23 protein-coding genes are annotated in these 23,360 nt (G+C 71.8%); 3 read left to right on the forward strand and 20 right to left on the reverse strand.

The features are described from left to right. The 6 genes from BHU15_RS00200 to BHU15_RS00225 form a co-directional block, all read right to left on the reverse strand. On the reverse strand, window positions 1–225 hold a 225-nt coding region (locus BHU15_RS00200; protein WP_141726734.1), incomplete at its 3' end, for a hypothetical protein. Then, on the reverse strand, window positions 225–1,076 hold the full coding sequence (locus tag BHU15_RS00205; RefSeq protein WP_255292981.1) for a [LysW]-aminoadipate kinase: 852 nt from the start codon (window positions 1,074–1,076) through the stop codon (window positions 225–227). The genes BHU15_RS00205 and BHU15_RS00200, both read right to left, overlap by 1 nt. A 17-nt stretch (window positions 1,077–1,093) precedes the next feature. Next, window positions 1,094–2,116 (reverse strand): N-acetyl-gamma-glutamyl-phosphate reductase, encoded by a 1,023-nt coding sequence (argC, locus tag BHU15_RS00210; protein WP_069625269.1) that lies wholly within the window; start codon window positions 2,114–2,116, stop codon window positions 1,094–1,096. Next, window positions 2,113–2,280: a lysine biosynthesis protein LysW gene (gene lysW, locus BHU15_RS00215; RefSeq protein ID WP_069621941.1), complete on the reverse strand. Its 168-nt coding sequence runs from the start codon at window positions 2,278–2,280 to the stop codon at window positions 2,113–2,115. Before lysW ends, argC begins: the two co-directional genes overlap by 4 nt. Further along, window positions 2,277–3,365, reverse strand: a complete 1,089-nt coding sequence (locus BHU15_RS00220) for a BtrH N-terminal domain-containing protein (RefSeq protein ID WP_079127767.1) — start codon at window positions 3,363–3,365, stop codon at window positions 2,277–2,279. Before BHU15_RS00220 ends, lysW begins: the two co-directional genes overlap by 4 nt. Next, window positions 3,355–3,942, reverse strand: a complete 588-nt coding sequence (locus tag BHU15_RS00225) for a beta-sandwich domain-containing protein (RefSeq protein ID WP_255292982.1) — start codon at window positions 3,940–3,942, stop codon at window positions 3,355–3,357. The genes BHU15_RS00220 and BHU15_RS00225 overlap by 11 nt, the downstream gene beginning before the upstream one ends. Between BHU15_RS00225 and BHU15_RS39000 the strand changes: the two genes are divergently transcribed. Beyond that, window positions 3,937–4,752: a GNAT family N-acetyltransferase gene (locus BHU15_RS39000; protein ID WP_107422731.1), complete on the forward strand. Its 816-nt coding sequence runs from the start codon at window positions 3,937–3,939 to the stop codon at window positions 4,750–4,752. The genes BHU15_RS00225 and BHU15_RS39000 overlap by 6 nt on opposite strands. Window positions 4,753–4,838: 86 nt before the next feature. Here BHU15_RS39000 and BHU15_RS00235 read toward each other — a convergent pair whose 3' ends face one another. From BHU15_RS00235 to BHU15_RS00285, 11 genes are all read right to left on the reverse strand, one after another. Continuing rightward, window positions 4,839–5,888, reverse strand: coding sequence for a transketolase family protein (locus tag BHU15_RS00235; protein WP_079127768.1), 1,050 nt, complete (start codon window positions 5,886–5,888; stop codon window positions 4,839–4,841). Further along, complete coding sequence (locus tag BHU15_RS00240; RefSeq protein ID WP_079127769.1) at window positions 5,885–6,739, reverse strand: transketolase; 855 nt, start codon at window positions 6,737–6,739, stop codon at window positions 5,885–5,887. Before BHU15_RS00240 ends, BHU15_RS00235 begins: the two co-directional genes overlap by 4 nt. Beyond that, window positions 6,736–8,046, reverse strand: coding sequence for a DegT/DnrJ/EryC1/StrS family aminotransferase (locus BHU15_RS00245; protein WP_069625273.1), 1,311 nt, complete (start codon window positions 8,044–8,046; stop codon window positions 6,736–6,738). Before BHU15_RS00245 ends, BHU15_RS00240 begins: the two co-directional genes overlap by 4 nt. Next, window positions 8,039–8,395 (reverse strand): hypothetical protein, encoded by a 357-nt coding sequence (locus tag BHU15_RS00250; RefSeq protein WP_141726735.1) that lies wholly within the window; start codon window positions 8,393–8,395, stop codon window positions 8,039–8,041. Before BHU15_RS00250 ends, BHU15_RS00245 begins: the two co-directional genes overlap by 8 nt. Then, window positions 8,392–9,273, reverse strand: a complete 882-nt coding sequence (gene lysX / locus BHU15_RS00255) for a lysine biosynthesis protein LysX (RefSeq protein WP_218023917.1) — start codon at window positions 9,271–9,273, stop codon at window positions 8,392–8,394. Before lysX ends, BHU15_RS00250 begins: the two co-directional genes overlap by 4 nt. Further along, on the reverse strand, window positions 9,270–10,367 hold the full coding sequence (locus BHU15_RS00260; protein WP_079127770.1) for a M20/M25/M40 family metallo-hydrolase: 1,098 nt from the start codon (window positions 10,365–10,367) through the stop codon (window positions 9,270–9,272). Before BHU15_RS00260 ends, lysX begins: the two co-directional genes overlap by 4 nt. Continuing rightward, the gene (locus BHU15_RS00265; RefSeq protein ID WP_069625275.1) at window positions 10,364–11,107 is read right to left on the reverse strand and encodes a 2OG-Fe dioxygenase family protein; all 744 of its coding nucleotides are present in this window, start codon (window positions 11,105–11,107) and stop codon (window positions 10,364–10,366) included. The genes BHU15_RS00260 and BHU15_RS00265 overlap by 4 nt, the downstream gene beginning before the upstream one ends. A gap of 334 nt (window positions 11,108–11,441) precedes the next feature. Continuing rightward, a complete protein-coding gene (locus tag BHU15_RS00270; protein WP_135066500.1) occupies window positions 11,442–14,189 on the reverse strand; it encodes a helix-turn-helix transcriptional regulator in 2,748 nt (915 codons plus the stop codon). Window positions 14,190–14,275: 86 nt separating this feature from the next. Further along, window positions 14,276–14,479: an MbtH family protein gene (locus BHU15_RS00275; protein ID WP_031229743.1), complete on the reverse strand. Its 204-nt coding sequence runs from the start codon at window positions 14,477–14,479 to the stop codon at window positions 14,276–14,278. Window positions 14,480–14,731: 252 nt separating this feature from the next. Then, complete coding sequence (locus BHU15_RS00280; protein ID WP_069625277.1) at window positions 14,732–15,883, reverse strand: OsmC family protein; 1,152 nt, start codon at window positions 15,881–15,883, stop codon at window positions 14,732–14,734. Between the two features lie 31 nt (window positions 15,884–15,914). Then, entirely contained in the window at window positions 15,915–17,198 is a 1,284-nt protein-coding gene (locus BHU15_RS00285) for a trans-sulfuration enzyme family protein (protein WP_069625278.1), read from the reverse strand. A 155-nt stretch (window positions 17,199–17,353) separates the two neighbouring features. Here BHU15_RS00285 and cysD point away from each other — a divergent pair, with 155 nt between their 5' ends. Both cysD and BHU15_RS00295 read left to right on the forward strand, forming a co-directional pair. After that, a complete protein-coding gene (gene cysD / locus BHU15_RS00290) occupies window positions 17,354–18,298 on the forward strand; it encodes a sulfate adenylyltransferase subunit CysD (RefSeq protein ID WP_069625279.1) in 945 nt (314 codons plus the stop codon). Beyond that, window positions 18,298–19,656, forward strand: coding sequence for a sulfate adenylyltransferase subunit 1 (locus BHU15_RS00295; protein ID WP_079127771.1), 1,359 nt, complete (start codon window positions 18,298–18,300; stop codon window positions 19,654–19,656). Before cysD ends, BHU15_RS00295 begins: the two co-directional genes overlap by 1 nt. Window positions 19,657–19,706: 50 nt before the next feature. Here the strand turns inward: BHU15_RS00295 and BHU15_RS00300 are convergent, their stop codons facing one another. From BHU15_RS00300 to BHU15_RS00310, 3 genes are all read right to left on the reverse strand, one after another. Further along, complete coding sequence (locus BHU15_RS00300; RefSeq protein WP_069625280.1) at window positions 19,707–20,363, reverse strand: response regulator; 657 nt, start codon at window positions 20,361–20,363, stop codon at window positions 19,707–19,709. Continuing rightward, on the reverse strand, window positions 20,360–21,670 hold the full coding sequence (locus BHU15_RS00305) for a sensor histidine kinase (RefSeq protein WP_069625281.1): 1,311 nt from the start codon (window positions 21,668–21,670) through the stop codon (window positions 20,360–20,362). Before BHU15_RS00305 ends, BHU15_RS00300 begins: the two co-directional genes overlap by 4 nt. Before the next feature lie 147 nt (window positions 21,671–21,817). Continuing rightward, on the reverse strand, window positions 21,818–23,360 hold a 1,543-nt coding region (locus BHU15_RS00310), incomplete at its 5' end, for an MMPL family transporter (protein ID WP_069625282.1).

The raw sequence follows: 23,360 nt of genomic DNA on the forward strand, positions 1-23,360 counted from the left end.
GCGCAGCGTCAGCACGATCGGGGCGTTGTAGACGGCGGCGCCCGGCGTCAACCGGTCGAGGAACCAGAGGCGTTGCTGGGTCGCGGAGAGCGGCAGCTCCCGGTCGCGGGCGACGGGGACGACCCGCTCGCCCGTGCCGCGCACCCCGGCGCGCTGCCGCGCCCGCAGGGCCAGGAGGCTCTTCCTGGTCTCGGCCAGGCTTTTCGCGTGTGACGATTCCGGCATCAGACGTTCCCGCTCTCGAATGGTGCGGCTTTCTCGATCCGCGTACCGGCTCCGGCCAGCGCTTCGCGCACCGGGTGCGTGATGCGCCCGTCGGCGACGACCACCTGGCTCACACCGCTGTCCAGGGCGGCTCTGGCGGCCTGGAGCTTCGCCGTCATCCCGCCGCGCGCGTCGGCCTCCCCGAGGGAGCCCGCCGAGACGGTGAGCCGGGGCAGGAGGGAGCCGGGGTCCTCGGGGTCCCGCAGCACGCCGGGCGCGGAGGTCAGCAGGACGAGCCGGACGGGCCGCCGCTCGGCCAGCACACCGGCCACCGCCGCCGCTATCCGGTCCGCGTCCACGTTGACGGGCTCCCCCTCCGTACCGAGGGCGGGAGGGGAGAGCACGGGGAGCAGTCCCGCGTCGAGCAGGAGGTGCAGCGGGGCCGGATCGACGGCGTGGATCCGGCCGCTGTGGTCGTCCCTGATCATGCGTGTACGGCCGTCGACCACCGCCTTGTGGGCGCCGGCGCGGCGGGCGGTGACGAGCCCCGCGTCCATGCCGGTGAGACCCATGGGCCGGGCGCCGTGCCGGCTGAGCGAGGCGACCAGCGCGGGTTTGACCCGTCCGGCCATGGTCATCAGCAGGACGTCCAGGGTGGCGGGGTCGGTGTAGCGGCTGGACGAGCCGCCTGGCGTACGCAGTCGGCGCTGCGGCACGCCCAACTGCGCGGCCAACTCGTCGAGTTGGGCGGCCCCGCCGTGCACGAGGACCACAGGACCCCCGGCCGCCACTGCCGCCAGGTCCTGGCAGATGGTCTCGCGGTGCGCGGAGAGCCCGCCGCCGCACTTGACCACGGTGATCTCGTCACTCACGGTGCTCCCCCAGAGGCTCAGATCGGGTGCAGGCCGGGGAAGTCGAGCCCGAGCGACTCGTCGAGGCCCATCCGGATGTTGAGGCACTGGACGGCATTGCCCGCGCCTCCCTTGACGAGGTTGTCGAGGGCTCCGCACAGCAGCACCCTGCGACTCCCCGGGTCGATCGCGAAGCCGACGTCGCAGTAGTTGGAGCCGAGCAGGATCTTCGGCTCGGGCAGCCGGTAGTTGCCCCGCTTCTGCGCGATGACGCGCACATGCGGCTCCGCCTGGTACGCCGCGCGGTAGAGGCGCCGCAGGTCCTGCTCGGTGGCGTCCTCGCTCAGCGTGGCGTGGCACAGCACCTGCACCCCGCGCACGGCGTCCACACCGGTGGCGGTCATCATCACGTCGAGGCCGGTGGCCTGCGCGATCTCCGCCTGGTGCCGGTGGTTCAGCGGTGCGAACACCCGCAGCACACCGCTGCGTTCGGCGTGCAGGTTCATCTCCCCCGCCGACGCGCCCGATCCGCTGGAGCCGACCCGGCCGTCGACCGTGACGGCCGGCTCCAGGAGGCCCGCCTCGCTCAATGGGCGCAGCGCCAGGATCGACGCCGTGGCCATGCAGCCGGGCACACTCACCAGGTCCGCCGTACGCAGCCGCGTACGGTACAGCTCCGGCAGCCCGACGACGGCGGTGCCGAGCAGATCGGGCGCCGGGTGCTCGCCGTAGTGCCGCCGGTAGACGGCGGGGTCGGCGAGCCGCAGGTCGGGGCTGAGGTCGTAGACGATCTTGCCCCGGGCCGTCAGCGCGGCCCGTCCTTCCCGGTCGGCCACGGTCGAGCCGGTGAAGAACAGGACGTCGCACTCGGGGAGATCCTCGGGTGAGACGTAGGCGAGGTCGGTCCTGCCCCGCAGATTGGGGTGGCCGCCGTCGACTCGCCGGCCTGCGAGCCGGGACGAGGTGACAGCCGCTATCTCCACTTCCGTATGTCCGGAAAGGAGACGCAGCAATTCCCCTCCGATATAACCGGCTCCGCCTACGATCCCGACCCGGATCACTCGCCCCAGTCCTCCTCGGCCTCCGGCGCCACCGCGACCATCAACGGGTCCAGTGAAATCACTTCCAGTTCACCGGCACATTCACCGCATTCAAGAATTTCATTGAGCTCTGGCTGCTGCGCGACTTTCACGTCCGCCACGCATTCGGGACAGGCCACGTTCACTGCGTCACCTCCGCCGGAAGGTCATCGGTCTGACGTCTTGAGATTCGCGGAAGCCCGGACACGTGGGCAGTAGGGGAAACCCCCGACAGGTGTCTCCCCAGTGCCGCCAGCACCTGCTCGTACGACTCGACGAGGCGCCCCGAGCGGCGCCGCAGGGCGGGCAGGGCCGCCGCCCGGTCCGCGCGCGCGGTCGCCACGGCGATCCGCAGAGCCGCCCAGTGGTGGGCGACGCCGGCGACCTGCCGGGCCAGTTCACGCAGCCGCGCGTCGCCGGACTCCCGGCCCGCGCGGTCCAGGAAGTCACCGTGCAGTCCGGTCGTGGCCAGCACGGGACCGGCCACGATGAAGACCTCGTCCACCACCTCGGGTGCCGAATCCAGCCGCTCCCAGGCGCCGTCGAGGAAGGCCCGGAGTCCGGGCAGCCCCGAGGTGCGCGGGTCGGCCGGATCGGTCAGGTCCCGGACGTTGCGCGCCATAGCCTCGGCGACGAACTCCGGGGTGAACGGCGGCTGCGGGCCCCTCGCCTCCCAGCTCAGCCAGCGGTTGCCGATCGGGTTGGCGGTGAAGAACATGTCCCGGTCGTGCCGGACGGGATTGCCCGAGTCCCGGGCCGCCGTCAGGGCCGCCAGCGACAACGGCCCCTGGTGGGCGGGCGGTACGGGGTCGGTGACATAGACCTCGCCGGCCTCGTCGTCGAAGCCGTGGACCACCATCAGATGGTTGGTGTGCACGTCCCGGTGGGCGGGCCGGAAGGGCAGATGGAAGTTGTCGGCGGCCACCGCCACGGGCCGCCCCGCGCACAGTTCGGCCCGCACCTCCTGCCAGCCCTCGTCGGGTCCGGCCGGGGTGTGCCAGCGCGAGTGGAGTCCGTGGTACGGGGCGAGCCCGGCGAACAGGTCGTCGGCGTGGCCGGGCAGGTAGTACTCCTCCCGCCGCAGGTCACCGGGGTAGTGGAAGCCCCAGGCGGCGCCGAGGACGATCCCCGGGTCGAGCCCGCGGTGGGCCAGCAGGACGCCGGCCGTGGTGTGCAGGCAGTGGCCCAGTTCGTGGCGCCAGGGGGTCACGGGGGTCAGCTCAACTCGCATCGCGCACCCCCGGTTCCAGGACGGCGGTGAGCGCGAAGACGTGCATCGCCGGGTTCTCCGGCAGCCGCAGCGCGGTCAGTTCGCCCGGCACCGTGACCGGGACGCGCTGCTGCCAGATCGCGGGGCGGTGACCGTCCTGGGTGTGGCGCGGGTAGCGCAGCCCCGAGCCGCGGAACGCCTCGGGTTCACCGAACCATGCCGCGGTCTCGGGCCAGAAGTCGGACATGCGCAGCCAGGCGGTGCGCACCGCGCCGTCCGCGTAGTGGAGTTCGACCTCGTCCTCGGTGCGCCGCTCGGCGGCGCCGAGGAGGTAGAGCCAGTCGGCGCGGACACCGGGCAGCGGCAGAAGCTGGCCCCGGCACCGGATGTTGTCGCCGCGGCCGGTCGCCCTGGCCGGGAACTCGAACGCCACTCCTGTCACTTCCACCGACGAGCCGGGAGCCGGCAGGTCCTCGGCGGGAAAGGTGTTGCGCCAGATATTGAATCCGTCGGATTCTTCGGCACCGGACTTGGTAATTCCGCGATTGTCGCAGACTTCTGATATGTCGACGACCGTGCTTATCATGCGTGCATGCACGTGAACCTCATTACTACCCTTTCCGGGGAACTCGCCGAGCGAATATCCGAACTCGTGCGGGCTGCTTATGCGACGGGCGATCTCCTGCCCGGACTGCCGGTCGCGGACGGTGCGCTGGCCGACGCGGCCGAGGTCCACCGGGACCTGGCGGCAGGACAGTTGCTGTGGGTGGCGTGGGACGCCGGACGCCCGGTGGGCACGGTGCGGGCGGTGCGGGTGACGCCGGAGCTGTGGGAGGTACGACGGCTGGCGGTCGATCCCACGAGCCGTCGCACCGGTGCGGCACGGGCGTTGCTGGGCCGGCTCGAAGCAGCCGCGACGGCGGCCGGCGTCCGTGAGGTGGCACTGGACGCGGTGGTGGAGCGGGGCAACCCGGCGTTCTACGCGCGGCTGGGCTACCGCACGGTGCGGCACTTCGGCGCCTCCGACAAGCCGCTCTCCGAGGTCCATATGCGCCGCGTTCCGGACACGCCTCCCGTGCCCGTGCCGCACGAGGCCTTCCCGGTCGGGCCGGGGCTGCTGCTGCACTGGCGGGCGGTGGCCGAAGGCACCTCGTGCCGACTGCGGTTGCTCGCGGCCGGGGAGCGGGTCCCCGCGGGCCCGGAGACGGTCGGGGTGGACTTCTGGCCGGGGGCGAGGGCCGCCGAACTCGCGCTGGTGAGCGGTACGTTGGCGGCCGGAGCCGACGGCGAGGTGTTCTTCGCTCGGCCCGCCCTCGCCGTGGACGCCTTCTGCCGGCCCCGGGAGCGGCATCCCCAGTTGCTGGCCTGGTGGCGCAGCCCGCTGGTGCGGGCGCCGATGCGGGTGTGAGCGGGGCACGCCCGCACCGGGGCGCCGACGCGGATCGGGGCTGGGCATACCCGCGTCGGGGCGCCGACGCGGGTCCGGGCGGGTCACTACCGCCCCCGGGCGAGGCCGAGGGCCGCCGCCGCGATGGCCTCCGGGTGCACTCCCGCGTACTCCAGCAGTTCGCGTTCGCCCGCCACATGGTCCAGATAGCCGTCGGGCACCCCGATCCGGCGCACGGGACAGTGGTGGTCCTCCGCGACCGCCTCGCAGACCGCCGCGCCGAGTCCGCCGACCCTTACGTGGTCCTCGACCGTGACGATGCCGCCGGTCTCCCGGGCGGCGCGGCCGAGCGCCGCGGTGTCGAGCGGCTTGATGGTGTGCATATTCAGCACGCGCGCCGAGTGCCCCTGCCGGGCGAGGAGTTCGGCCGCCTCCAGGGCCATGACCACCGGATAGGGGCCGGTTGCCACCAGCGTGACGTCCTCGCCCTCGCGCAGCAGCCGGGCCTCCCCGAGGCGGAAGTCGTACGGGGCGTCGTTCACCAACGGCGTCGCGGCGCGCCCCAGTCGTACGTAGAGGGGTCCTGGCAGATCGACGGTGGCCCGTACGGCGGCCTCCGCCTCCGCCGCGTCGCACGGCACGACGACCGTCAGATGCGGCAGCGTCCGGACGATGGCGATGTCCTCCACCGCGTGGTGGGTGGGGCCGTAGTGCCCGGCGGAGACCCCGGCGTGCGTGACGACGACCCGCACGGGCAGGTTGTTGCCCGCGACATCGACCTTCAACTGCTCGCAGGCGCGGGCCGCCGCGAAGCTGGCGATGGTGTTGGCGTAGGGCAGCAGCCCGGAGTGGGCGAGTCCGGCCGAGACGCCCAGCAGATTCGCCTCCGCGATACCCACGTTGACGTACTGCTCGGGCAGCGCGTCGCCGAAGAGGGTCTCCAGCCCGCCCATGTCCGAGTCGACGCAGAAGATCCGTGGGTCGACCCGGGCGAGGTCCAGCAGGGTACGCCGGTAGGCGTCGCGCGCCGGTACGGCGTACCGCTCGGCCCAGCTCTGTTCGGCCGTGGCCGCGCCCGGCGCCGGTACCCGTGCTGGTGTCCCCGCCGACGCCCCCGCCGTTGTCCCTGCCGTTGTTTCGGTGATCACTTCGCTCATGCCGTCCTGCCTGACCTCAGGTCCTTCTTCGCCCGCTGGTAAAGCCTCGGGTTCAGCTGGACGGAGTGGCTCTTCTTCTTGCCCTCGAACAGCGCGACGCCCCGGCCCTTCACCGTCCGGGCGATGACCACCGTGGGCTTCCCGGTCCGCGCGGGCAGCGCGGCGAACGTCTCCTCCAGGGCCGCCTCGTCGTGCCCGTCGATCTCGACGGCGGCCCAGCCGAAGCTGCGCCACCGCTCCGCCAGAGGTTCGAGGGCCACGCACTCCTCCGTACCACCGGTGATCTGCAGGCCGTTGCGGTCGACGACGGCCACCAGGTTGTCCAGCCCGTACTGGGCCGCCGACATCGCCGCCTCCCAGACCGAGCCCTCCTGGAGTTCGCCGTCCCCGAGCAGCACGAACGCCCGTGCGGGGCGGCCCTGTCGGCGCATGGCCAGGGCGACGCCGGTGCCGAGGGAGAGCCCATGGCCGAGCGAGCCGGTCGGGAACTCCACCCCGGGCACCCTGCGCAGCGGATGCCCTGCCAGCCGGCTGCCGGGCTGGGTGTACGTCGCCAGTTCCTCCACCGGCAGGTGACCGGTCTCGGCCAGCACCGCGTACAGCGCCGGCGCGGCGTGGCCCTTGCTGAGCACGAAGCGGTCCCGGTCCGGCCGGTCGGGTTCCTGGGGATCTATGTCGAGCACCCTGGTGTACAGATGCAGCAGCACATCGGCGCAGGAGAGGCTGCCGCCCACGTGCGCGCCCTGCGGCGCGGTGGCCATCTTCAGGATGTGCTCGCGGATCCGGAACGCCTGTTCGCGGAAGGGCAGTTCGGCGAAGGGCGGCGACACTGTCTCGGTGGGTGCGGTCATCGCGCTGCTCCTGCGTTCATGGCGGCCTGCCACGGCGGGCGGTGCCGGGCCGATGCGATCACGGGGGCCAGCGTGTCCAGTTGGTCCCACACCTTCTCGAAGGCGGTGGCACACCGGTCGAGTACGGGCCCGCAGGCCGGGTTGAGGTGCCAGCGCTGGAGGGTGACCGACTCGTCGATCACGGCCAGGCTCACCGGGAAGTCCTCGATGTCCGCGCCGACGTCGCGCAACGCCTGCTGCCCGGGGAGCGGCACCACCTGGTACGGCTGGACGGGCACGCCCTCGGCGCGAAGCGCCCGCTGGACCACGGCCCGGAACGCTCCGGCCGACAGCTCGGGGTGTCCCGCGGCGGCCGGGTCGAACCGCAGGCGCAGGATGTGCCACGCGTGGGTGCGGTCCTCGGGGCAGACGGGCACGACGACGCCGGGCAGGGCGTCGAGCCGGCCGAGGAAGCCGCGTACCACCCGGTCGCGGGCGGCGCTGTCCGCGTCCAGCCGCTCCAGCTGACAGCGGGTGAACGCGGCCTGTACGGCGCTGAGTTTCTCGTTGCCCGCCAGCACCCGGGACAGATAGTCGCGGTCCCGGCCCGGCGTCAGGTCCTCGCCGAACTGGCGGTGCAGCACCACGCGTTCGTACAGGGCCTCGTCGTCGGTGGTGACCAGGCCGCCCTCGCCGCAGGTGGGGAGATTCTTCACCACGTTGAGGCTGACGGCGTTGATGTGCCCGAGCGAGGCCGTCCTGCGGCCCTGGTACGTGGCGCCCTGGGCCTGCGCGGCGTCCTCGATGACGTACAGGCCGTGGGCCTCGGCGAGCGCCGCGATGGCAGTCATGTCGCAGGGCAGTCCGTGCAGATGGACGGCGATCACGGCGCGGGTGCGGTCGGTGACGGCCTTCTCGGCGGCCACCGGGTCGAGTGTGTAGGTCCGCGGGTCGATGTCCACGAAGACGGGCTTGAGCCCGCGCTGGAGGACGGGTACGGCGCTGCCGACGAAGGTGAGGGCCGGGACCAGCACCTCGGAGCCGGGCTCCAGGTCCAGGGCGGCGAGGGCCAGTTCCAGGGCGGCGGTGCCGTTGGAGACGGCGGCGCAGTGCCGCGTGCCCACGTAACGGGCCCATTCCGTCTGGAGCTTGCTGACCTCGCCGCGCCCGGCGTCGTTGGAGGTGAACAGGCCACCGTCCAGCACACCGCGCAGCGCGGCGTGCTCCCGCTCGGTCACGACCGGCCAGCCGGTCAGTTCCTTCGTCACGTCCTGCCGGGCGACGGCGCGGGCGCCGCCGAGCATGGCGAGTTTCCCCGGGTCAGCCATGGGTGTCCGCCCCCTCGGCGCTGTCGGCTCCGTCAGGCCGGTGGGTGTGGGTGGCGGGGTGGGCCGGCACCGGTGTCAGGGTGGCCGCCGCCAGCTCCGGCCGCTCGGGCAGCCGTACGCCGTGCAGGACGTCGCGGCGTGGCACGGGCAGCCAGGCGACGGCCGATCCGGGGGTGGCGACCAGCGGTTCCGGGTCGACCGCGTCGGAGAAGTACAGCCACGCGACGCCGGACGTCTCCTCGTCGGCCGGGCGGCGCAGTTCGACGCGCAGCCAGTCGTAGCGGCCGGGCGTCAGCTCGGTGAGCCCGCCGTGGCCCGTGGCCTCGGCCACCGGTTGCGCTGCGTTCATCGGTCGCCTCCCAGGTCGAGCCTGCCGAGCACGTAGTCGACATAGGCGCCCACCAGATCGGTGCCGAGCACTTCCACCGCACCGTGGAACTCCGGTGTGTGGTTGACCTCGTTGACGAACATCCGTCCGTCCCGGTGCTCGATGACGTCGATGCCGAGCACTCCGGGGCCGATGGCGTCGGAGGTGGCCTGGAGCAGCTTGACCAGCTCGTCAGTGAGCGGGCACTTCTCCGCCCGGCCGCCGCGCGCGGTGTTGGTACGCCAGTGGTCCTCGCGCACCTTGTAGATCGCGCCGATCACCTCACCGCCGAAGACGTACGCCTTGATGTCGCGGTCCGGCTTGTCCACGTACTCCTGCACGAAGCTGATCTGGTGCTGCGGTCCGCTCAGCGCGGCACGGTGTTCGAGCAGTGCCTCCGCCTGCTCGTGATCGTGCATACGGGCGGCGAGCCGCCCCCAGGAGCCGGTGAGGGGCTTGACGACCGCCGGGTAGCCGAAGTCGTCCAGCTCGTCGAGCGCCGCCTCGGGGGTGAGGGTGACCAGGGCCCGGATGGTGGGCAGGCCGCCGTCGCGCAGGGCGAGGGTGGTCAGCAGCTTGTCGCCGCACAGCGAGATAACCTCGGAGCTGTTGACCACCGGCACTCCGGCGTGCTCCAGCAGTCGGCTGGCGTACAGATTGCGGGTGTGCGATATCTCCCGGCTGAGCGCTCCCCCGTAGGGGAGGGACAGGCGCTCGGAGGTGTTCAGGCGCACGGCCAGGCGGCGCGGGTCGACGTGCTCGAAGTCGATGTCCCGCCTGCGGAGTTCGGCCAGGAGGAGTTTCTCCTCCAGCCGGGTCCTGGAGGCGAGCACGGCCAGTGTCTGTCGCCTTGCGGTCACTGCGGGACACTCCCTGAGAGTTGCTCGGCGCCGTCCGTGGACCGGGTGCGGCGCAATGCGTGGGCGAGCCGGGGCAGGGCATCGGTCAGTACGTCGATGGCCGCCAGGTACTCGGTGAGGTCGATGCGTTCGTCGGCCTGGTGGCAGACCCGGGAGTCCCCCGGGCCGTAGGCGGCCGTGGGGACGGGCCAGTCACGGGCGACCACGTTCCAGTCGGAGGTGCCGAGCTTCAGCTTGGGCACGGGCCGGATCCCGCGCGAGGCGATGGCCCCGTTCAGCGCGGCCACCGCCGGATCCGTACGCCGGGACCGGACGGCCGGCACGTCCTCGACCACGGTGACACGGCCGACGGCGGAGAGCCGGTCGGTCAGCGCCTTCGTGTCGAAGCCGATGGGCAGCCGGCAGGAGACGTCGAGCGTGGCGTGTTCGAGGTCGCCGGCCATGCCGACGAGGGTGGGCAACGGCCGCTGGAACAGCGGGGTGTCCTCGGTGTGCCCCTCGGCGAGCGCGGCCGTCAGCTCCTGCCAGAACGCGACCGCGACCTCGGCGGCGGTCGCCTGGCTGGAGCTGGTGTGGGCGGGCGGCTGGGTGAATTCCGTACGGAACCGGAAGACGCCCTTGTAGCCGATACCGACGGCGTGCACCCCGCTCGGTTCGCCGATGAGCAGCGCGTCGGGCGGCGGGAGATGGAGCAGATGCCGGGCCCCGAACGAGTTGGCCTCCTCCCCGACCGCCCCGATCACCGTCAGCCGGGCCGGGACACGGTCGGCGAGCCGGGCGGCGGCGCAGATCATGGTGGCCAGCGGCCCCTTGGCGTCGACGGTGCCGCGGCCGTGGAGGATGTCGCCCTCCAGCTTCACCGGCAGGTCGCCGGGGACCGTGTCGATGTGCCCGAGCATCCGGATCTCGGGGCCCTCCGGGTCACCGACGGCTCCGTGCACATTGCCGACCGCGTCGATGTGGCTGTCGAAACCGGCGGCGGCCATCCGCTCCACCAGCATGAGGGCCAGCTCGCCCTCCCGGCCGGAGGGGGAGGGGATCTCGACCATGGAGCGCAGGAGTTCGGTCTCGTGGCCGGGGCCCGGCCACTTCACTGGGCCTCTTCCACGGGGTTGAGGTCGACCAGCAGCATGTCGCGGATGCCCGTGCGCCGGATGGGCCGGGTGGCCGACACCTCGTGCGTGACCTGTCTGTCGTCGACGAAGACCGAGTCGAGCGGGGTACGCAGGGTGAGCTTGGCGGGCTCGCCGCCCTCGGGGTAGATGGTCGACTCGCCGCCCTGGCAGTCCTCGCGGCGCAGCAGGTGCATCCCTATGTAGCAGTGGCCGTCGCGGTGACGGCCCTCGGGAGTGGGCAGGCCGTCCTCGTCCTGACTGGCGACCATGCGGATCTGATGGATCCCCAGCTCCCAGTCGCGCCGGCCGCTGATCGCGGCGGCGAGCGCCGTGTCGAAGCTCGCCAGCGCGAGCATGCCCGGGTGCAGCAGCGCCTTCTCCTCGATCGGCGCGAACTGCCGGTCGGCGCCGCGCCACAGCGGAATGCCGTCCTGCCGGAAGGTGGTGTGCGGCAGCGCCTCGAACGCCGGCCCGCCCTCACCGACCGTCACCCGCAGGCGCCCGTAGCGGCGGTAGCGGTACGCCCCGCCGTCGGTCAGCGCCTCGTCGGGGGGCAGGTCGTTCCAGAACTGGCCGAAGGTGTCGAGCTCGTCCTCGGGCAGCAGGGTGCGTAGCCGACCTCCGTCCAGCACCGTGTAGCCGCTTCGGACGACGTCCTCGGCGACCTGCTCCAGTGCGTGCTCCGTAAAGCCGCTCGCGGCCAGACCGAAGGTCCCCATACGCCCCTCCGCTGAAGGTGTTGACTGTGATTGACATCAGGCCCGTTGCCAGAGTCAAGAAGGGTGTTCAGACTCTCGACCACCTTGACAGCCCGGCCTCCGCGAGACCTGTCGGTCATTGCCCTGACTACGACTGGGGTGTGTGCCTTTGGTGGTCGGCGACGGGCGTACGACGACAGCGCCCGCGTACCGATGGGCCGTTGGCCACCGGTACGCGGGCGCTGTCGTGGAGCCTCTCAGGCGCGGGGGCCGCGCCCGTACGGGAGAGGTCGCCGTACGGGAGACCTCTCCCGTACGGGTGTGGTTTCCCGTACGGGGAAGCTTGCCGTCGCTGTCAGCGCGCGGCGGCCGTACGACGGGGCCGGGCGACGACCGAGGAGCGTCCGATCATGCTGGCGATCTCCGCCCTTGAGGACACCTTCAGTTTGGTGAAGATACGCCCCAGATGTGTCTCCACCGTCTTGTGGCTGACCTCCAGCTGGCGGGCGATCTGCCGGTTGGTGCGGCCCTGGCTGACCAGGTCCGCGATCTCGAACTCCCGCTGGCTGAGCATGTGCTGTTCGGTCGGCGGACGCAGGGACGCTGCGCGGGCCTCGACCACTTCCCGCAGCTCACGAGCCGCCGCCAGTGCCTCACCCAGTCCGCACCGGTCGGCCGTCGACTCAACGGCGTCCAGCTGCCGGATGGTGCCGGCGACGTCTCCGACGGCCCACAGCGCGTTGGCGGCGAGCAGCCGGCCCGGCACCTCCAGCAGGGGGTGGTCCTCGATCTCCGCCGCCCGCAGCGCGTGGTCGAGTGCCTCGGCGGGCTTCTCCGCCACCCGGGCGCGCGCCATCGAGGCCAGGCCCAGCGCCGAGGGCAGCCGCAGCACCTGCGCCGCCCGCCACGCCTGTTCGGCCGCCTCCTCGGCCTCGGGCCGGCGGCCGTCGGCCAGCGCGGCCCGGCTGAGCAGGTCGAAGGCCCTGGGGTGGTCCCACATCGGCAGGTCGAGCAGGGCGGACCCGCCGCCCGCGTCGAGGACGGCGGCCGTGCACGCGGCGGGGTCGCCGTGCGCGAGCAGGGCCGCGGCCTGCGCCAGCCGTACCTGACGCCACGTCGGGGTGTCCGGGGTGATGACCTCGGCCGCGGCGCGGCTGTCGGCCAGGCTGTGCAGCGTCGCCCCGTCGGCCAGCGCGATCTCCGCCCGCAGGGCGAGCACCATGCTGAGCAGGTCCTCCCGGCCGGGACCCAGCGCCAGCTTCATCGCCTGGTTGGCCTGGTCCCTGGCGCGCGCCAGCCGGCCCCGGCGCAGCTCGACGGTGCCGAGTCCGGTCAGCAGCGGGATCATGGCCAGCCACTGTCCGCGCCGTCGGCACACCCCTTGTCCGCGGGCGAAGTGCCGGGCCGCCTCGGCGTGGTGCCCCAGGCGCAACTCGGCCCAGGCGACATGGCAGACGGCCTCGATGTGGCAGGCCAGTTGCTCGTCGCTCTGCCGGTCGATCAGCTGCGCGGCCTCGCTCGCGCTGCGCTCGGCTACGGCCCGGCGTCCCTCTGTCAGCGCGGCGACCGAGTGCACGCCGAGCGCGAGTGCCTGGAGCATGAGGTCTTCGCTGCCGACGGCGCTGAGGAGCGCGTCCTCCGACCACTCCCAGCCGGTGTCGAGCACGGTGGTGGCGGCGAGTACGAGCCGCAGCCGGCGCGAGGCGGCTGCCGGGTCGAGGGAGGTGATGGCCTGGCGCAGCAGGGTCCGGGCCTCGGTGTACCGGCCGGCGAACAGGGCAAGTCTGGCCCGGCATTCGACGGTGAGGGCCTCCCTGTCCGGCCGGGCGACGCTGCCCGCGAGGAGCGCGTCACGGCGGTCCAGCGCGGCCCCGCTCTCCTCCAGCCGTCCGGCCATGAGCGCCCCGTGGGCGATGGCGGTCAGCAACTCCGCCCGCTGTTCGCGGCTGTCCGGGCCGTCCCCGAGCATCCGCAGGGCGGCGGTGTACCAGACGGCGGCGGTCTCGGGGTCCTGCGGCTCGATGACCTTGCCGGCGGAGGTCAGCAGCGCGGCTGCCTTCGGCCCGCCCACACCGGCCCGCTCGACGTGTTCCGCGATACGTACGGTGGGCTGGTTGAGCCCGCTGAGTGCCTCGACTGCCCGCGCGTGCGCCCCCAGGCGCCAGCCTTCGGGCGCCGAGCGGTACACCACGCCGCGCAGGACGCGGTGGCGGAAGCGGAAGCTGCCGGGCACCGTGTCCGCCTGGACCAGGTCGAGGGCGAGGAGTTCGTCGACGGCCACCAGGACGGTCGTACGGTCCAGTTCGGCGACGGCCGCGGTCAGTTCCAGGTCGAACGCGTCACCGATCACGGCCGCGGCGGACCCGACGGTCCGTGCCGTGCCGGAGAGGGTGTCGAGGTCGGCGAGGATGGGCGCCGTGGCCTCGCCGGGCAGTTCGGTGCCGCCGCGCAGCAGCGGCTCGCCCCGGCACTCGGCCCCCTGGCACAGCGCGGCGAGCAGCTTCAGATGGCGCGGGTTGCCGCCGCTCTCCTGATGCAGGGTCATGTGGTGCTGTCCGCACAGGTGGTCCAGCGGGAATCCCTCGGCCGCCTCCGCGCTGAGCGGCCCGAGCGGCAGGTCGACGATGTCCCACTGCGGCTGGGCTCCGCCGAGCGCGGCGAGGAGGCGGTTGGCGACCCCGTGCGGCCGGTAGGCCAGGACCACCAGCAGGTCGAGCTGCGGCGGGTTCCAGATGAGCTTCTCGATGGCCAGGTTGAGGGCGTGCGACGCCTGGTGCAGGTCGTCGATGACGAGGACGGCTCTGCCGGGGCCCGCCAGCTCCGGCAGGTCGGCGAGTGGGTTCTCCCGGGGGCGTGGGTCGTCCAGCCCCGGCAGGGTGGAAAGGGGACGGAATGTACTGTGCCGGTCGTCGGCCGCCGTACATTCCAGGAGCTTCAGCTCGGGATTCTCTGCGGCGATCGCAAGGAATTCCGACAGGATTCTTGTTTTGCCGATTCCGGATTCACCGGAGATCTTGACCATTACGGGCCGGTCGGCCGTTTTCCGGGCGGCCTCCATAAGGAGGCTCACCTCACGCTGCCGCCCCACCAGCACATTGGGCATGGCGATGCCGGACAAAGTACTACCCCCGTTCCCCGGCCATGCCGAAGCGGGCCGGGCAGATCACGTTTCAGATGGGCGGACGCCCTCTATCGCTCCATGGCACGACGGAGACTCAGGGGGCGCATATCCGTCCACACCCGCTCGATGTGGGCCAGACAGTCCTGCTTCGGGCCGGAGAATCCGGCCTCCCGCCAACCGGCGGGCAGGTCCCTGCCACGGGCCCAGATCGAGTACTGCTCCTCGTCGTTGACTACGGCGACATACGTGATCTCGTCAGAGCTCTCTGCCATGATCTCCCCCGTTCTGCGGTCGCGCACACGACCGTCAAAAGCCAATCAAAGGCCGGTCGAACAACACGGGACGGGCGAACACCGTGGGCGTCGGCAGATGCCGAAGGCAACCCAACGGGTCAGATTGGATCGCCTGATAAGGATTCTCCCCCGCCCCCGCGTTTCACATGACCGTAATTTGCACGAAGATCAAAGTCAAGGTTGCGTAACGACCTCCGCGCGGAGGGTTCGCGCCCCTCGGATCTCCCCATCTCAGCCGTGCTGAGCGGCCAGTTGACGCCGCGTCACCTCGTCGCGTACGGCCTCCGTCTGCGCCAGCGTCGTCAGGCCGCTCACCTCCTGACGGCCGTCCCGCGTCATCTCGACGGCCACCGTGAGCCGGGCCAGCAAGGTGGCGGGCAGCACGGCTCGCGACATGGCCGCGCCGAGCGCCGCCGCCAACGGGCCGCCGTGCGCCGGATCGCCGTCCACCGCGAGATCGAGCCGCAGGTCGTGGAAGCGGCTGGGGACCTCCCTGACCACGTTGAGCATGCCCCGGGTGTCGAGCCGGCCCGAGCCGTAGAGCCTGGCGCCCGTGACGGGTATCAGCGCCGGATCCCGTCGCAGCAGCCCGGCCACCTCGGCGGTGAGGGCCGCGAGCAGAATCTCCTGGGAGTTGGGGCCCTTGTCGATGCCGAGCATCTGTTTGGCCTGGTCGACCACGAGCGGATCCGTCGTCCGGGTCTCGCCGTCGGCGGTGAGGCTGGTGGTGTACGCCGACTCCGAACCGTCCTCCCACACGACATCGGCCTCGGCCGCCACCGTACTGCCGTCCGTCTCCGCCGGGGACGCGGGCGCCCACTCCACCGGGAACACCTCGCTCCCCCCGGGGCCGTGCACGGTGACCGTGACCTCCACCGGTGAGGAGTCCAGTGCGGACTGGTGGTTGGGGCTGAAGGCTCCCACCAGCTCGTTGATCGAACGCAGTGTGGCGGTGGGCGCGTCGCAGTCGATGTCCGTGCTCCAGCTCAGAGCGTCGAGCACCGCGCCGGCCGCCGGTGCGCCGTCCACGCCGAGCGGCAGCCGGGCGCGCGCGGTGGTACGCAGGGAGTTCAGGCTCACGCCCCGCGAGGTGAAACCGTTGATCTTGGTGGTGAGCACGCACGCCGCGACGGCGGCGAGCATCGACTCGGCGGGGGTCGGGGCGCCGGACCCGCCGTCCAGGGTGAGCCGGTGCCGCAGGGTGAAGTCGCGGGCGATCCGGTAGGTGCCGTCCCGGAGGGCGAGGGTACGGCTGACCGCGACGTCCTCCCCCGGCGCGGGGAGCGGTGTGACGACCCGGAAGTCGGAGACGGCCTCCTCCGGGTTGTCCCGGTACTCGTGCACGCTCTCCGAGACGCCGGTGATGTTCAGACCGTTGCGCATGTTCTCCCTCTCCCTGTCCCGCGTCCCCGGCTCACAGACCCTCGAGGGCCTGTTCGAGGTCCTCGACGAGGTCCTCGGTGTCCTCGATCCCGGCCGAGAAGCGCACCAGACCGGGCGCGATGCCGACCTCCGCGCGCTGACTCGCGGTCAGGAAGCTGTGCGAGGTGTTGAACGGCAGACTGACCAGCGACTCGACGCCACCGAGACTGGTCGCCACCACGGGCAGGCGCAGCCGGTCCAGCAGCTTGAACGCCGTCTCGTCGCCGCCCTTCAGCTCGAAACTGACCATGCCTCCCCAGCCGTCGGGGCACACCTCGTGGAGCCAGGTCCAGGGATAGTCCGGACGGGACGGGTGGTGGACCCGGTGCACGGCGGGATGCCCGTCGAGCAACGCGGCGACCGCGGTCGCGTTCACGTGATGCTGCCCCATCCGCAGCGCCAGCGTCTTGAGCCCGCGCTCCAGCAGGAAGCACATCCCGGCGTCCAGCGAGCCGCCGAACTTCAGCATCTGCGACCAGATCCGGTCGACGTACTTGCGCGATCCCGCGACCGCGCCGGCCGTCACGTCGCTGTGCCCGTTCAGGTACTTGGTGGCGCTGTGGATCACCAGGTGCGCGCCGTGCTCCAGCGGTCGCAGATGGATGGGCGTGAGGAAGGTGTTGTCGATCACCAGCAGCAGATGGCGCTCCCGGGCGAGCTTCCCCAACTCCACGAGCGGGACCGCCTTGAGGAGCGGGTTGGTGAGCGACTCGAAGTAGAGGACCTGCGTCTCGTCGCGCACCGCCGCCCGGACGGCGTCGATGTCCGTCGGGTCGGTGAAGGTGACCGTACGGCCCAGCTGGTGCATGTCTTCACGGAGCAGGTTGAACGTGCCGCCGTACACGTCACGGCTGCTCACGATGTGGCCGCCGTGGTTGGTGAGCGCGAGCAGCGTCGTGGTGATGGCGGCCATCCCCGAGGAGAAGACCAGGGCGCTCTCGGTGTTCTCCAGGGAGGCGATCTTCTCCTGCACCGTCCACTGGTTGGGGCTGCCGTACCGTCCGTAGATGGGGACGTCCCTGATGTGCCCCTGGTCGAACGCGTCGTACGTGTCGTCGGTGAACTTGAAGGTCGTGGTCTGGAAGACCGGTGTGCCCACGGCGCCGGTGCCCGGGTCCTCGTACGTCCCCGCGTGCACACTGCGGGTACTGGGCCCCCGGCCGTCCACGACCCTTTGCTGGTCGAGTCTCGGCCCAGGCACCCGTCCCCTGGACAGACTGTCGGTCCACTCCTTGCCCGCGCCCGGTTCGGGGACGCTGCCCTGGGATTTCGCCATGACACTCCTGTCGCCTGACTGGGCTGTCACCGTACTGCGGTACGTCCTCCGGCAGGACCCAGGAGGATCCCTGACTACCGCCGTACGACCCGACGGCCTTGAGAATCACCCAACGGCACAAGTGCGCCTGGTCCAGGGGATCTTGAGGAGGTCTGGTGCTACGATCCGACAGGTCGGATTCTCAGACGCTGTTGCGGGGCGGCGGCTTTCCGCTGAGTCATCTGGATGTGCTGGAGTCGGAGTCCGTGCACATCTTCCGGGAGGTGGCCGGGGAGTTCGAGCGGCCGGTGCTGCTGTTCTCGGGCGGCAAGGACTCCATCGTCATGCTGCACCTGGCACTCAAGGCGTTCGCCCCCGCGCCGCTGCCGGTCGCCCTGCTGCACGTGGACACGGGCCACAACTTCCCCGAGGTCATCGACTACCGCGACAAGGCCGTGGCCGAGCACGGTCTGCGGCTGCACGTCGCCTCCGTCCAGGAGTTCATCGACAGCGGCGAACTGCGCGACCGCAGCGACGGCACCCGCAACCCGCTCCAGACCGTGCCCCTGCTGCGCGCCATCGAGACGAACCGCTTCGACGCCGTCTTCGGGGGCGGCAGGCGCGACGAGGAGAAGGCCCGCGCGAAGGAGCGGGTGTTCTCCCTGCGTGACGAGTTCGGCGGCTGGGACCCGCGCCGCCAGCGCCCCGAGCTGTGGCAGCTGTACAACGGCCGGCACGCGCCGGGCGAACACGTCCGCGTCTTCCCCCTGTCCAACTGGACGGAACTCGACGTGTGGCAGTACATCGCCCGCGAGGAGATCGCCCTGCCCAGCGTCTACTACGCCCACCGGCGCGAGGTGTTCGCACGCGACGGCATGTGGCTGGCGCCGGGCGGGTGGGGAGGGCCGAAGGAGGGGGAACACACCGAGATCCGTCAGGTCCGCTACCGCACCGTGGGCGACATGTCCTGCACCGGGGCCGTGGAGTCGGCGGCGGACACCACGGAGAAGGTGATCGCGGAGATCTCGGCGTCCCGGCTGACGGAACGCGGCGCGACGCGGGCCGACGACAGGCTCTCCGACACGGCCATGGAAGACCGCAAGCGCGAGGGATACTTCTGATGACGCGATCCGCCACCGACACGACGACACCGGCCACGGACACGGCCGCCGCCGAAACGGCCACCGACGAAGCCTCGTCCGCCGCCTCCCTGCTGCGTCTCGCCACCGCCGGAAGCGTCGACGACGGGAAATCCACCCTCGTCGGGCGCCTTCTCCACGACTCGAAGTCCGTCCTGGCCGACCAGTTGGAGGCCGTCGAGCACGCCTCCCGCGACCGCGGCCAGAGCGCCCCCGACCTCGCCCTCCTCACCGACGGACTGCGCGCCGAACGCGAACAGGGCATCACCATCGATGTCGCCTACCGCTACTTCGCCACCCCGCGCCGCCGCTTCGTCCTGGCGGACACCCCCGGCCACGTCCAGTACACCCGCAACATGGCCACCGGCGCGTCCACCGCCGAGCTGACGGTGATCCTGGTCGACGCCCGCAACGGCGTGGTCGAACAGACCCGCCGCCACGCCGCCATCGCCGCCCTCCTACGGGTCCCCCACGTCGTCCTCGCCGTCAACAAGATGGACCTCGTGGCGTACGCGGAGCCCGTGTTCGCCGCCATCGCCGAGGAGTTCACCGCGTACGCCGCCTCGCTCGGCGTCCCCGAGGTCACCGCGATCCCGATCTCCGCGCTCACCGGGGACAACGTGGTCGAACCGTCGGCGACCATGGGCTGGTACGCCGGACCGACGGTGCTGGAGCACCTGGAGACGGTGCCGGTCACCCATGACCCGGCCGAGGAGGTGGCCCGTTTCCCCGTCCAGTACGTCATCCGGCCCCAGCTCCCCGAACTGCCCGACTACCGGGGCTACGCGGGCCAACTCGCCTCCGGCGTCCTGCGCGTCGGCCAGCCCGTCACCGTCCTGCCCTCCGGGCACACCACCGCCATCGAGGCCATCGACGCGCTGGGCGTACCGGCCGACACGGCCTGGGCTCCGCAGTCGGTGACGCTACGGCTCCGCGACGACCTCGACATCTCGCGCGGTGACCTCATCGTCCCCCAGGACACCGGGCCGAGCACGGGCCAGGATCTGCACGCCACCGTCTGCCATCTCCACGACACCCCACTGACGGAGGGACAACGGGTGCTGCTCAAACACACCACCCGCACCGTCAAGGCGGTCGTCCGGCAGATCCCCTCCCGGCTCACCCTCGACGACCTCTCCCAACACCCCAGCCCCGGCCGCCTCGTCGCCAACGACATCGGCCGCGTCGTCATCCGTACCGCCGAACCCCTGGCCATCGACCCCTACGCGCGCTTCCGCCGCACCGGCTCCTTCCTCCTCATCGACCCGGCGGACGGCAGCACCCTGACGGCGGGCATGGCCGGCGACGCGTTCACCGAGGGCCCGTCACCCGCACCCTGAACGAAAGCCCGCGTACCACGCACGGTGACGGGGCCGCTCCGCCGTGCGGGTCAGGCGGGACTCACCAGCCCCGCGTCAAAGGCGAAGATCACCGCCTGCACCCGGTCCCGCGCCCCGATCTTCGCCAGCACCCGGCTCACATGCGACTTGACCGTCGACTCGGCCAGCGAGAACCGCGCCGCGATCTCCGTGTTGCTCAAGCCGGTGGCCATAGCGGTGAGTACCTCGCGTTCCCGTTCCGTCAACGCGGCCAGCCGGCGCTCCTGTTCGGGGGTCCGGCCGGGCATCCGGTCGGCGAAGGCGTCGAGGAGCTTACGGGTGAGCCCGGGTGCGATGACGGCGTCCCCGGCGGCCACCGCCCGTACGCCGTAGATGAACTCGTCGGGCAGCGCGTCCTTCAGAAGGAAGCCGCTCGCTCCGGCGCGCAGCGCCGCGTACGCGTACTCGTCCAGGTCGAACGTCGTCAGCACGAGGACTCTTGAGCGCCCGCCGGACTGCACGATGCGCCGGGTGGCCTCGATGCCGTCCATGCCGGGCATGCGGACGTCCATCAGTACGACATCGGGGCGGAGTTCGGCGGTCTTGCGCACCGCTTCGGCGCCGTGCGTGGCCTCGCCCACCACGGTCAGATCGGAGTGCTGCTCCATGAGCATGCTGAACCCGAGCCGTTGCAGGGCCTGGTCGTCGACGATGAGGACGGTGGTCATGCGGAACTCTTCTCCGTGGGTGCCGAGTTGGTCGCGATCACAAAGCGGGCCCGGACGGTCCAGCCGCCGCGGTCGTTGGGCCCCGCGCTCACGCTCCCGCCGTAGAGCGCGGCCCGCTCGCGCATGCCGACCAGGCCGCGCCCGTCGTCGTTGGCCCGTGGGGTGAGCGCCGGTCCGGTGTCCTCGACCGTGAGGTGTACGGCGGTGTCGTCGGCGGTGATCGTCACCTGGACCGCCGTGTCGGGAGCCGCGTGCTTGAGCGTGTTCGTCAGGGCTTCCTGTACGACGCGGTACACGGCGAGTTGGAGGCCGGGCGGCAGGTCCGTCCGGTCGCCTTCGGTGTGCAGGGTGACGGCGGGGCCCGCCGCGCGCACCCGCTCCAGCAGCGGACCCAGATCGCTGAAACCCGGCTGCGGGGCGAGCGGGGTGCCCTCGGCGGCGATCCGCTCGTCGTCGCCGATGACGGCGAGCAGCCGGCGCAGTTCGGCCAGGGCGCCCCGGCCGCTGTCGGCGATGATGCGCAGCGTCTCGGCGCCCCGCCGCGGTTTCGCCTCGGTCAGCCCGGCGGCGCCGCTCGCGAGACCGACGATGACGGCGAGGGTGTGGCCGAGGATGTCGTGCATCTCGCGGGCGACCCGGGCCCGTTCGGCGGCGACGGCGAGCCTGGCCCGCTGGTCGCGCTCCACCTCCAGGCGTACGGCGCGTTCGTGCAGCGCCTTGACGTACGCGTTCAGCACCCGGGCCACCAGGCCGGCCGCGGCGACGGCCGCCACGAGGGCCGCCTGGATGAGCGCGATCACCCAGCTCTGCAGGCCGATGTCCTGTCCGTCGCCGCGTACGACGGTGGCCAGGGTCGTCTGTGCGACGGCGATCGCCAGACAGACCGCGAGCTGGACGGGCCGCCCGGAGCGGCCCACGTTGAGCAGCGCCACCACTCGCGCGGCCTCGGACCCGGTGTTGGCGTCCAGCGCGAGGGCCACCGCGGAGACGGCCGAGGTCAGGCCGAAGACGAGGATGGGGCGCTGCCGGCGCCACAGCAGCGGGACGCAGAAGGCGGCCATCAGGACGAGCAGCAGCGGCACGCCGGGCCCCCGTCCTTCGTCCGTGTTCTCCAGGGCCGGGATGCCGATCAGCAGGCAGAGCAGCGGGACGCTCCAGCGTCTGACCCAGGGCAGGTTCCGGTCCGTCTGCATGATCCGCCTGAGCATGCGCATGACCAGGACGTCCGAGCGCCGCTCGGCCCCGCCGAGCAACGCCTCGGGCTCGAACAGGGAGCCCGACGGTTCGGCCGTGGTCGGTGTCGTCACGTCGTACGCCCTCTCGGTACGGGAACCGCCCGCCCGTCCCGGGGGGAGTGGGACCGGCGGGCGGGGCGGGTGTTAACGGCGGCGACGCGGGCCGCGAGCGGGCGGTCTCGGGCCGTACGCCCTGCCTCGGATCGTACGGCCGGAGGCTCAGCCCTTCCCGACGGGCACGCGCTCGGGCCCCGTGGCGCTCCGCGGTGACTTGTCCAGCAGGTGGCGCAGCTTCTCGCCCTCCACGTCAACGTCGGGCAGCAGCCGGTCCAGCCGGCCGGGCAGCGACCAGGCACGGTGGCCGAGCAGCGCCATGACGGCGGGAACGATGGTCATCCGCACCACGAAGGCGTCGAGGAGGACGGCGGCGGCCAGGCCCAGGCCCATGGACTTGATGATCGCGGTGTCGCTGAAGATGAACCCGGAGAACACCGCGATCATGATGGCCGCGGCTGCGGTGACCACCCGGGCTCCGTGCCGGAACCCGGCGACGACGGCCTCCTTCGGCTCGGCGCCGTGGACGTATTCCTCCCGCATCCGGGTCACCAGGAAGACCTGGTAGTCCATGGCGAGGCCGAACACCACACCGATCATGAAGATGGGCAGGATGCTCACGATCGGGCCGGTCTGGTCGACGCCGAAGACATCCGCGAACCAGCCCTTCTGGAAGACCGCGACGACGACACCGAGGGTCGCGAGGATGCTGAGCAGGAAGCCGGCCGCCGCCTTGAGGGGGACCAGGATCGAGCGGAACACCAGCATCAGCAGGACCAGCGCCAGGCCGACGACCACGCACAGGTAGGGGATCATGGCGTCGCTCAGCTTGCCGGAGATGTCGATGTTGAGTGCGGTGGTGCCGGTGACCATCAGCTCGGCGCCGGTGTCGTCCCGCAGCGCCGCGCCCCGGTCGCGGATGTCGGAGACGAGGTCGATCGTCTGCTCGCTGCTGGGCCCGGAGCCCGGGACGGCGCGGATCAGCGCCACGTCGCCGCTCTCGTTGAAGGCGGCGGGGCTCACCGAGGCGACGTCGGGAAAGCCGTCGAGCAGGGCGACCGCCTGGTCGGCCGCGGCTTTGGGGTCGGCGCTGTCGCGGGCGTCGACCACGATCGACAGGGGGCCGTTGTAGCCGGGGCCGAAACCGTCGGTGATGGTGTCGTAGGCGATGCGCTGGGAGCTGCCGGGGGTGGCCGACTCGTCGCTGGGCATGCCCAGTTCGAGGGAGAGGGCCGGCGTGGCGAGCAGCAGCAGACCGGCGACCGAGGTGACGAGGACCTTGACCGGGTTGCGCAGGACGAACGTCGACCAGCGCACGCCCATGGGCTCGCGCTCCGCCCGCTCGACGGCCCGCATCCGGCGCGACTTGAGCTTCCCGGTCGTGATCCGGTTTCCGGCGAAGCCGAGCATCGCGGGCAGCAGGGTGAGGGCGATGACGACGGTGAGCCCGGCGAACACCACCGCCGAACCGGCCGTACCGAGCGCCCGCCCGGCGGCCTCCTCGGGCGTGTGGCCGGCCCTGAGCTCGCCGAGGTAGCGGGAGACGATGAACAGGGCGTAGTCGATGGCGACCGCCAGGCCCAGCATCAGTGCCAGCGTGCTCGTGTTGGAGCTGAGGTCGATGACGGAGCTGGCGAGGGTGATGGAGAGGATGGCCAGGCCGACCCCGAACAGGGCGGTGAGCAACGGCAGTCCGGCCGCGACCAGC

Origin of the sequence: Streptomyces niveus (genome assembly GCF_001723055.1) — a bacterium.
Taxonomy (GTDB): domain Bacteria; phylum Actinomycetota; class Actinomycetes; order Streptomycetales; family Streptomycetaceae; genus Streptomyces; species Streptomyces niveus.

Coding starts and splice junctions, on each gene's coding strand:
- BHU15_RS00295 (WP_079127771.1), top strand. CDS start 18,298: ATGACGCGATCCGCCACCGACACGACGACACCGGCCACGGACACGGCC.
- BHU15_RS00245 (WP_069625273.1), bottom strand. CDS start 8,046: ATGGCTGACCCGGGGAAACTCGCCATGCTCGGCGGCGCCCGCGCCGTC.
- BHU15_RS00250 (WP_141726735.1), bottom strand. CDS start 8,395: ATGAACGCAGCGCAACCGGTGGCCGAGGCCACGGGCCACGGCGGGCTC.
- BHU15_RS00220 (WP_079127767.1), bottom strand. CDS start 3,365: ATGCGAGTTGAGCTGACCCCCGTGACCCCCTGGCGCCACGAACTGGGC.
- BHU15_RS00280 (WP_069625277.1), bottom strand. CDS start 15,883: ATGCGCAACGGTCTGAACATCACCGGCGTCTCGGAGAGCGTGCACGAG.
- BHU15_RS00275 (WP_031229743.1), bottom strand. CDS start 14,479: ATGGCAGAGAGCTCTGACGAGATCACGTATGTCGCCGTAGTCAACGAC.
- BHU15_RS00235 (WP_079127768.1), bottom strand. CDS start 5,888: ATGAGCGAAGTGATCACCGAAACAACGGCAGGGACAACGGCGGGGGCG.
- BHU15_RS00300 (WP_069625280.1), bottom strand. CDS start 20,363: ATGACCACCGTCCTCATCGTCGACGACCAGGCCCTGCAACGGCTCGGG.
- BHU15_RS00285 (WP_069625278.1), bottom strand. CDS start 17,198: ATGGCGAAATCCCAGGGCAGCGTCCCCGAACCGGGCGCGGGCAAGGAG.
- BHU15_RS00270 (WP_135066500.1), bottom strand. CDS start 14,189: ATGCCCAATGTGCTGGTGGGGCGGCAGCGTGAGGTGAGCCTCCTTATG.
- BHU15_RS00240 (WP_079127769.1), bottom strand. CDS start 6,739: ATGACCGCACCCACCGAGACAGTGTCGCCGCCCTTCGCCGAACTGCCC.
- BHU15_RS00265 (WP_069625275.1), bottom strand. CDS start 11,107: ATGGGGACCTTCGGTCTGGCCGCGAGCGGCTTTACGGAGCACGCACTG.
- BHU15_RS39000 (WP_107422731.1), top strand. CDS start 3,937: ATGCACGTGAACCTCATTACTACCCTTTCCGGGGAACTCGCCGAGCGA.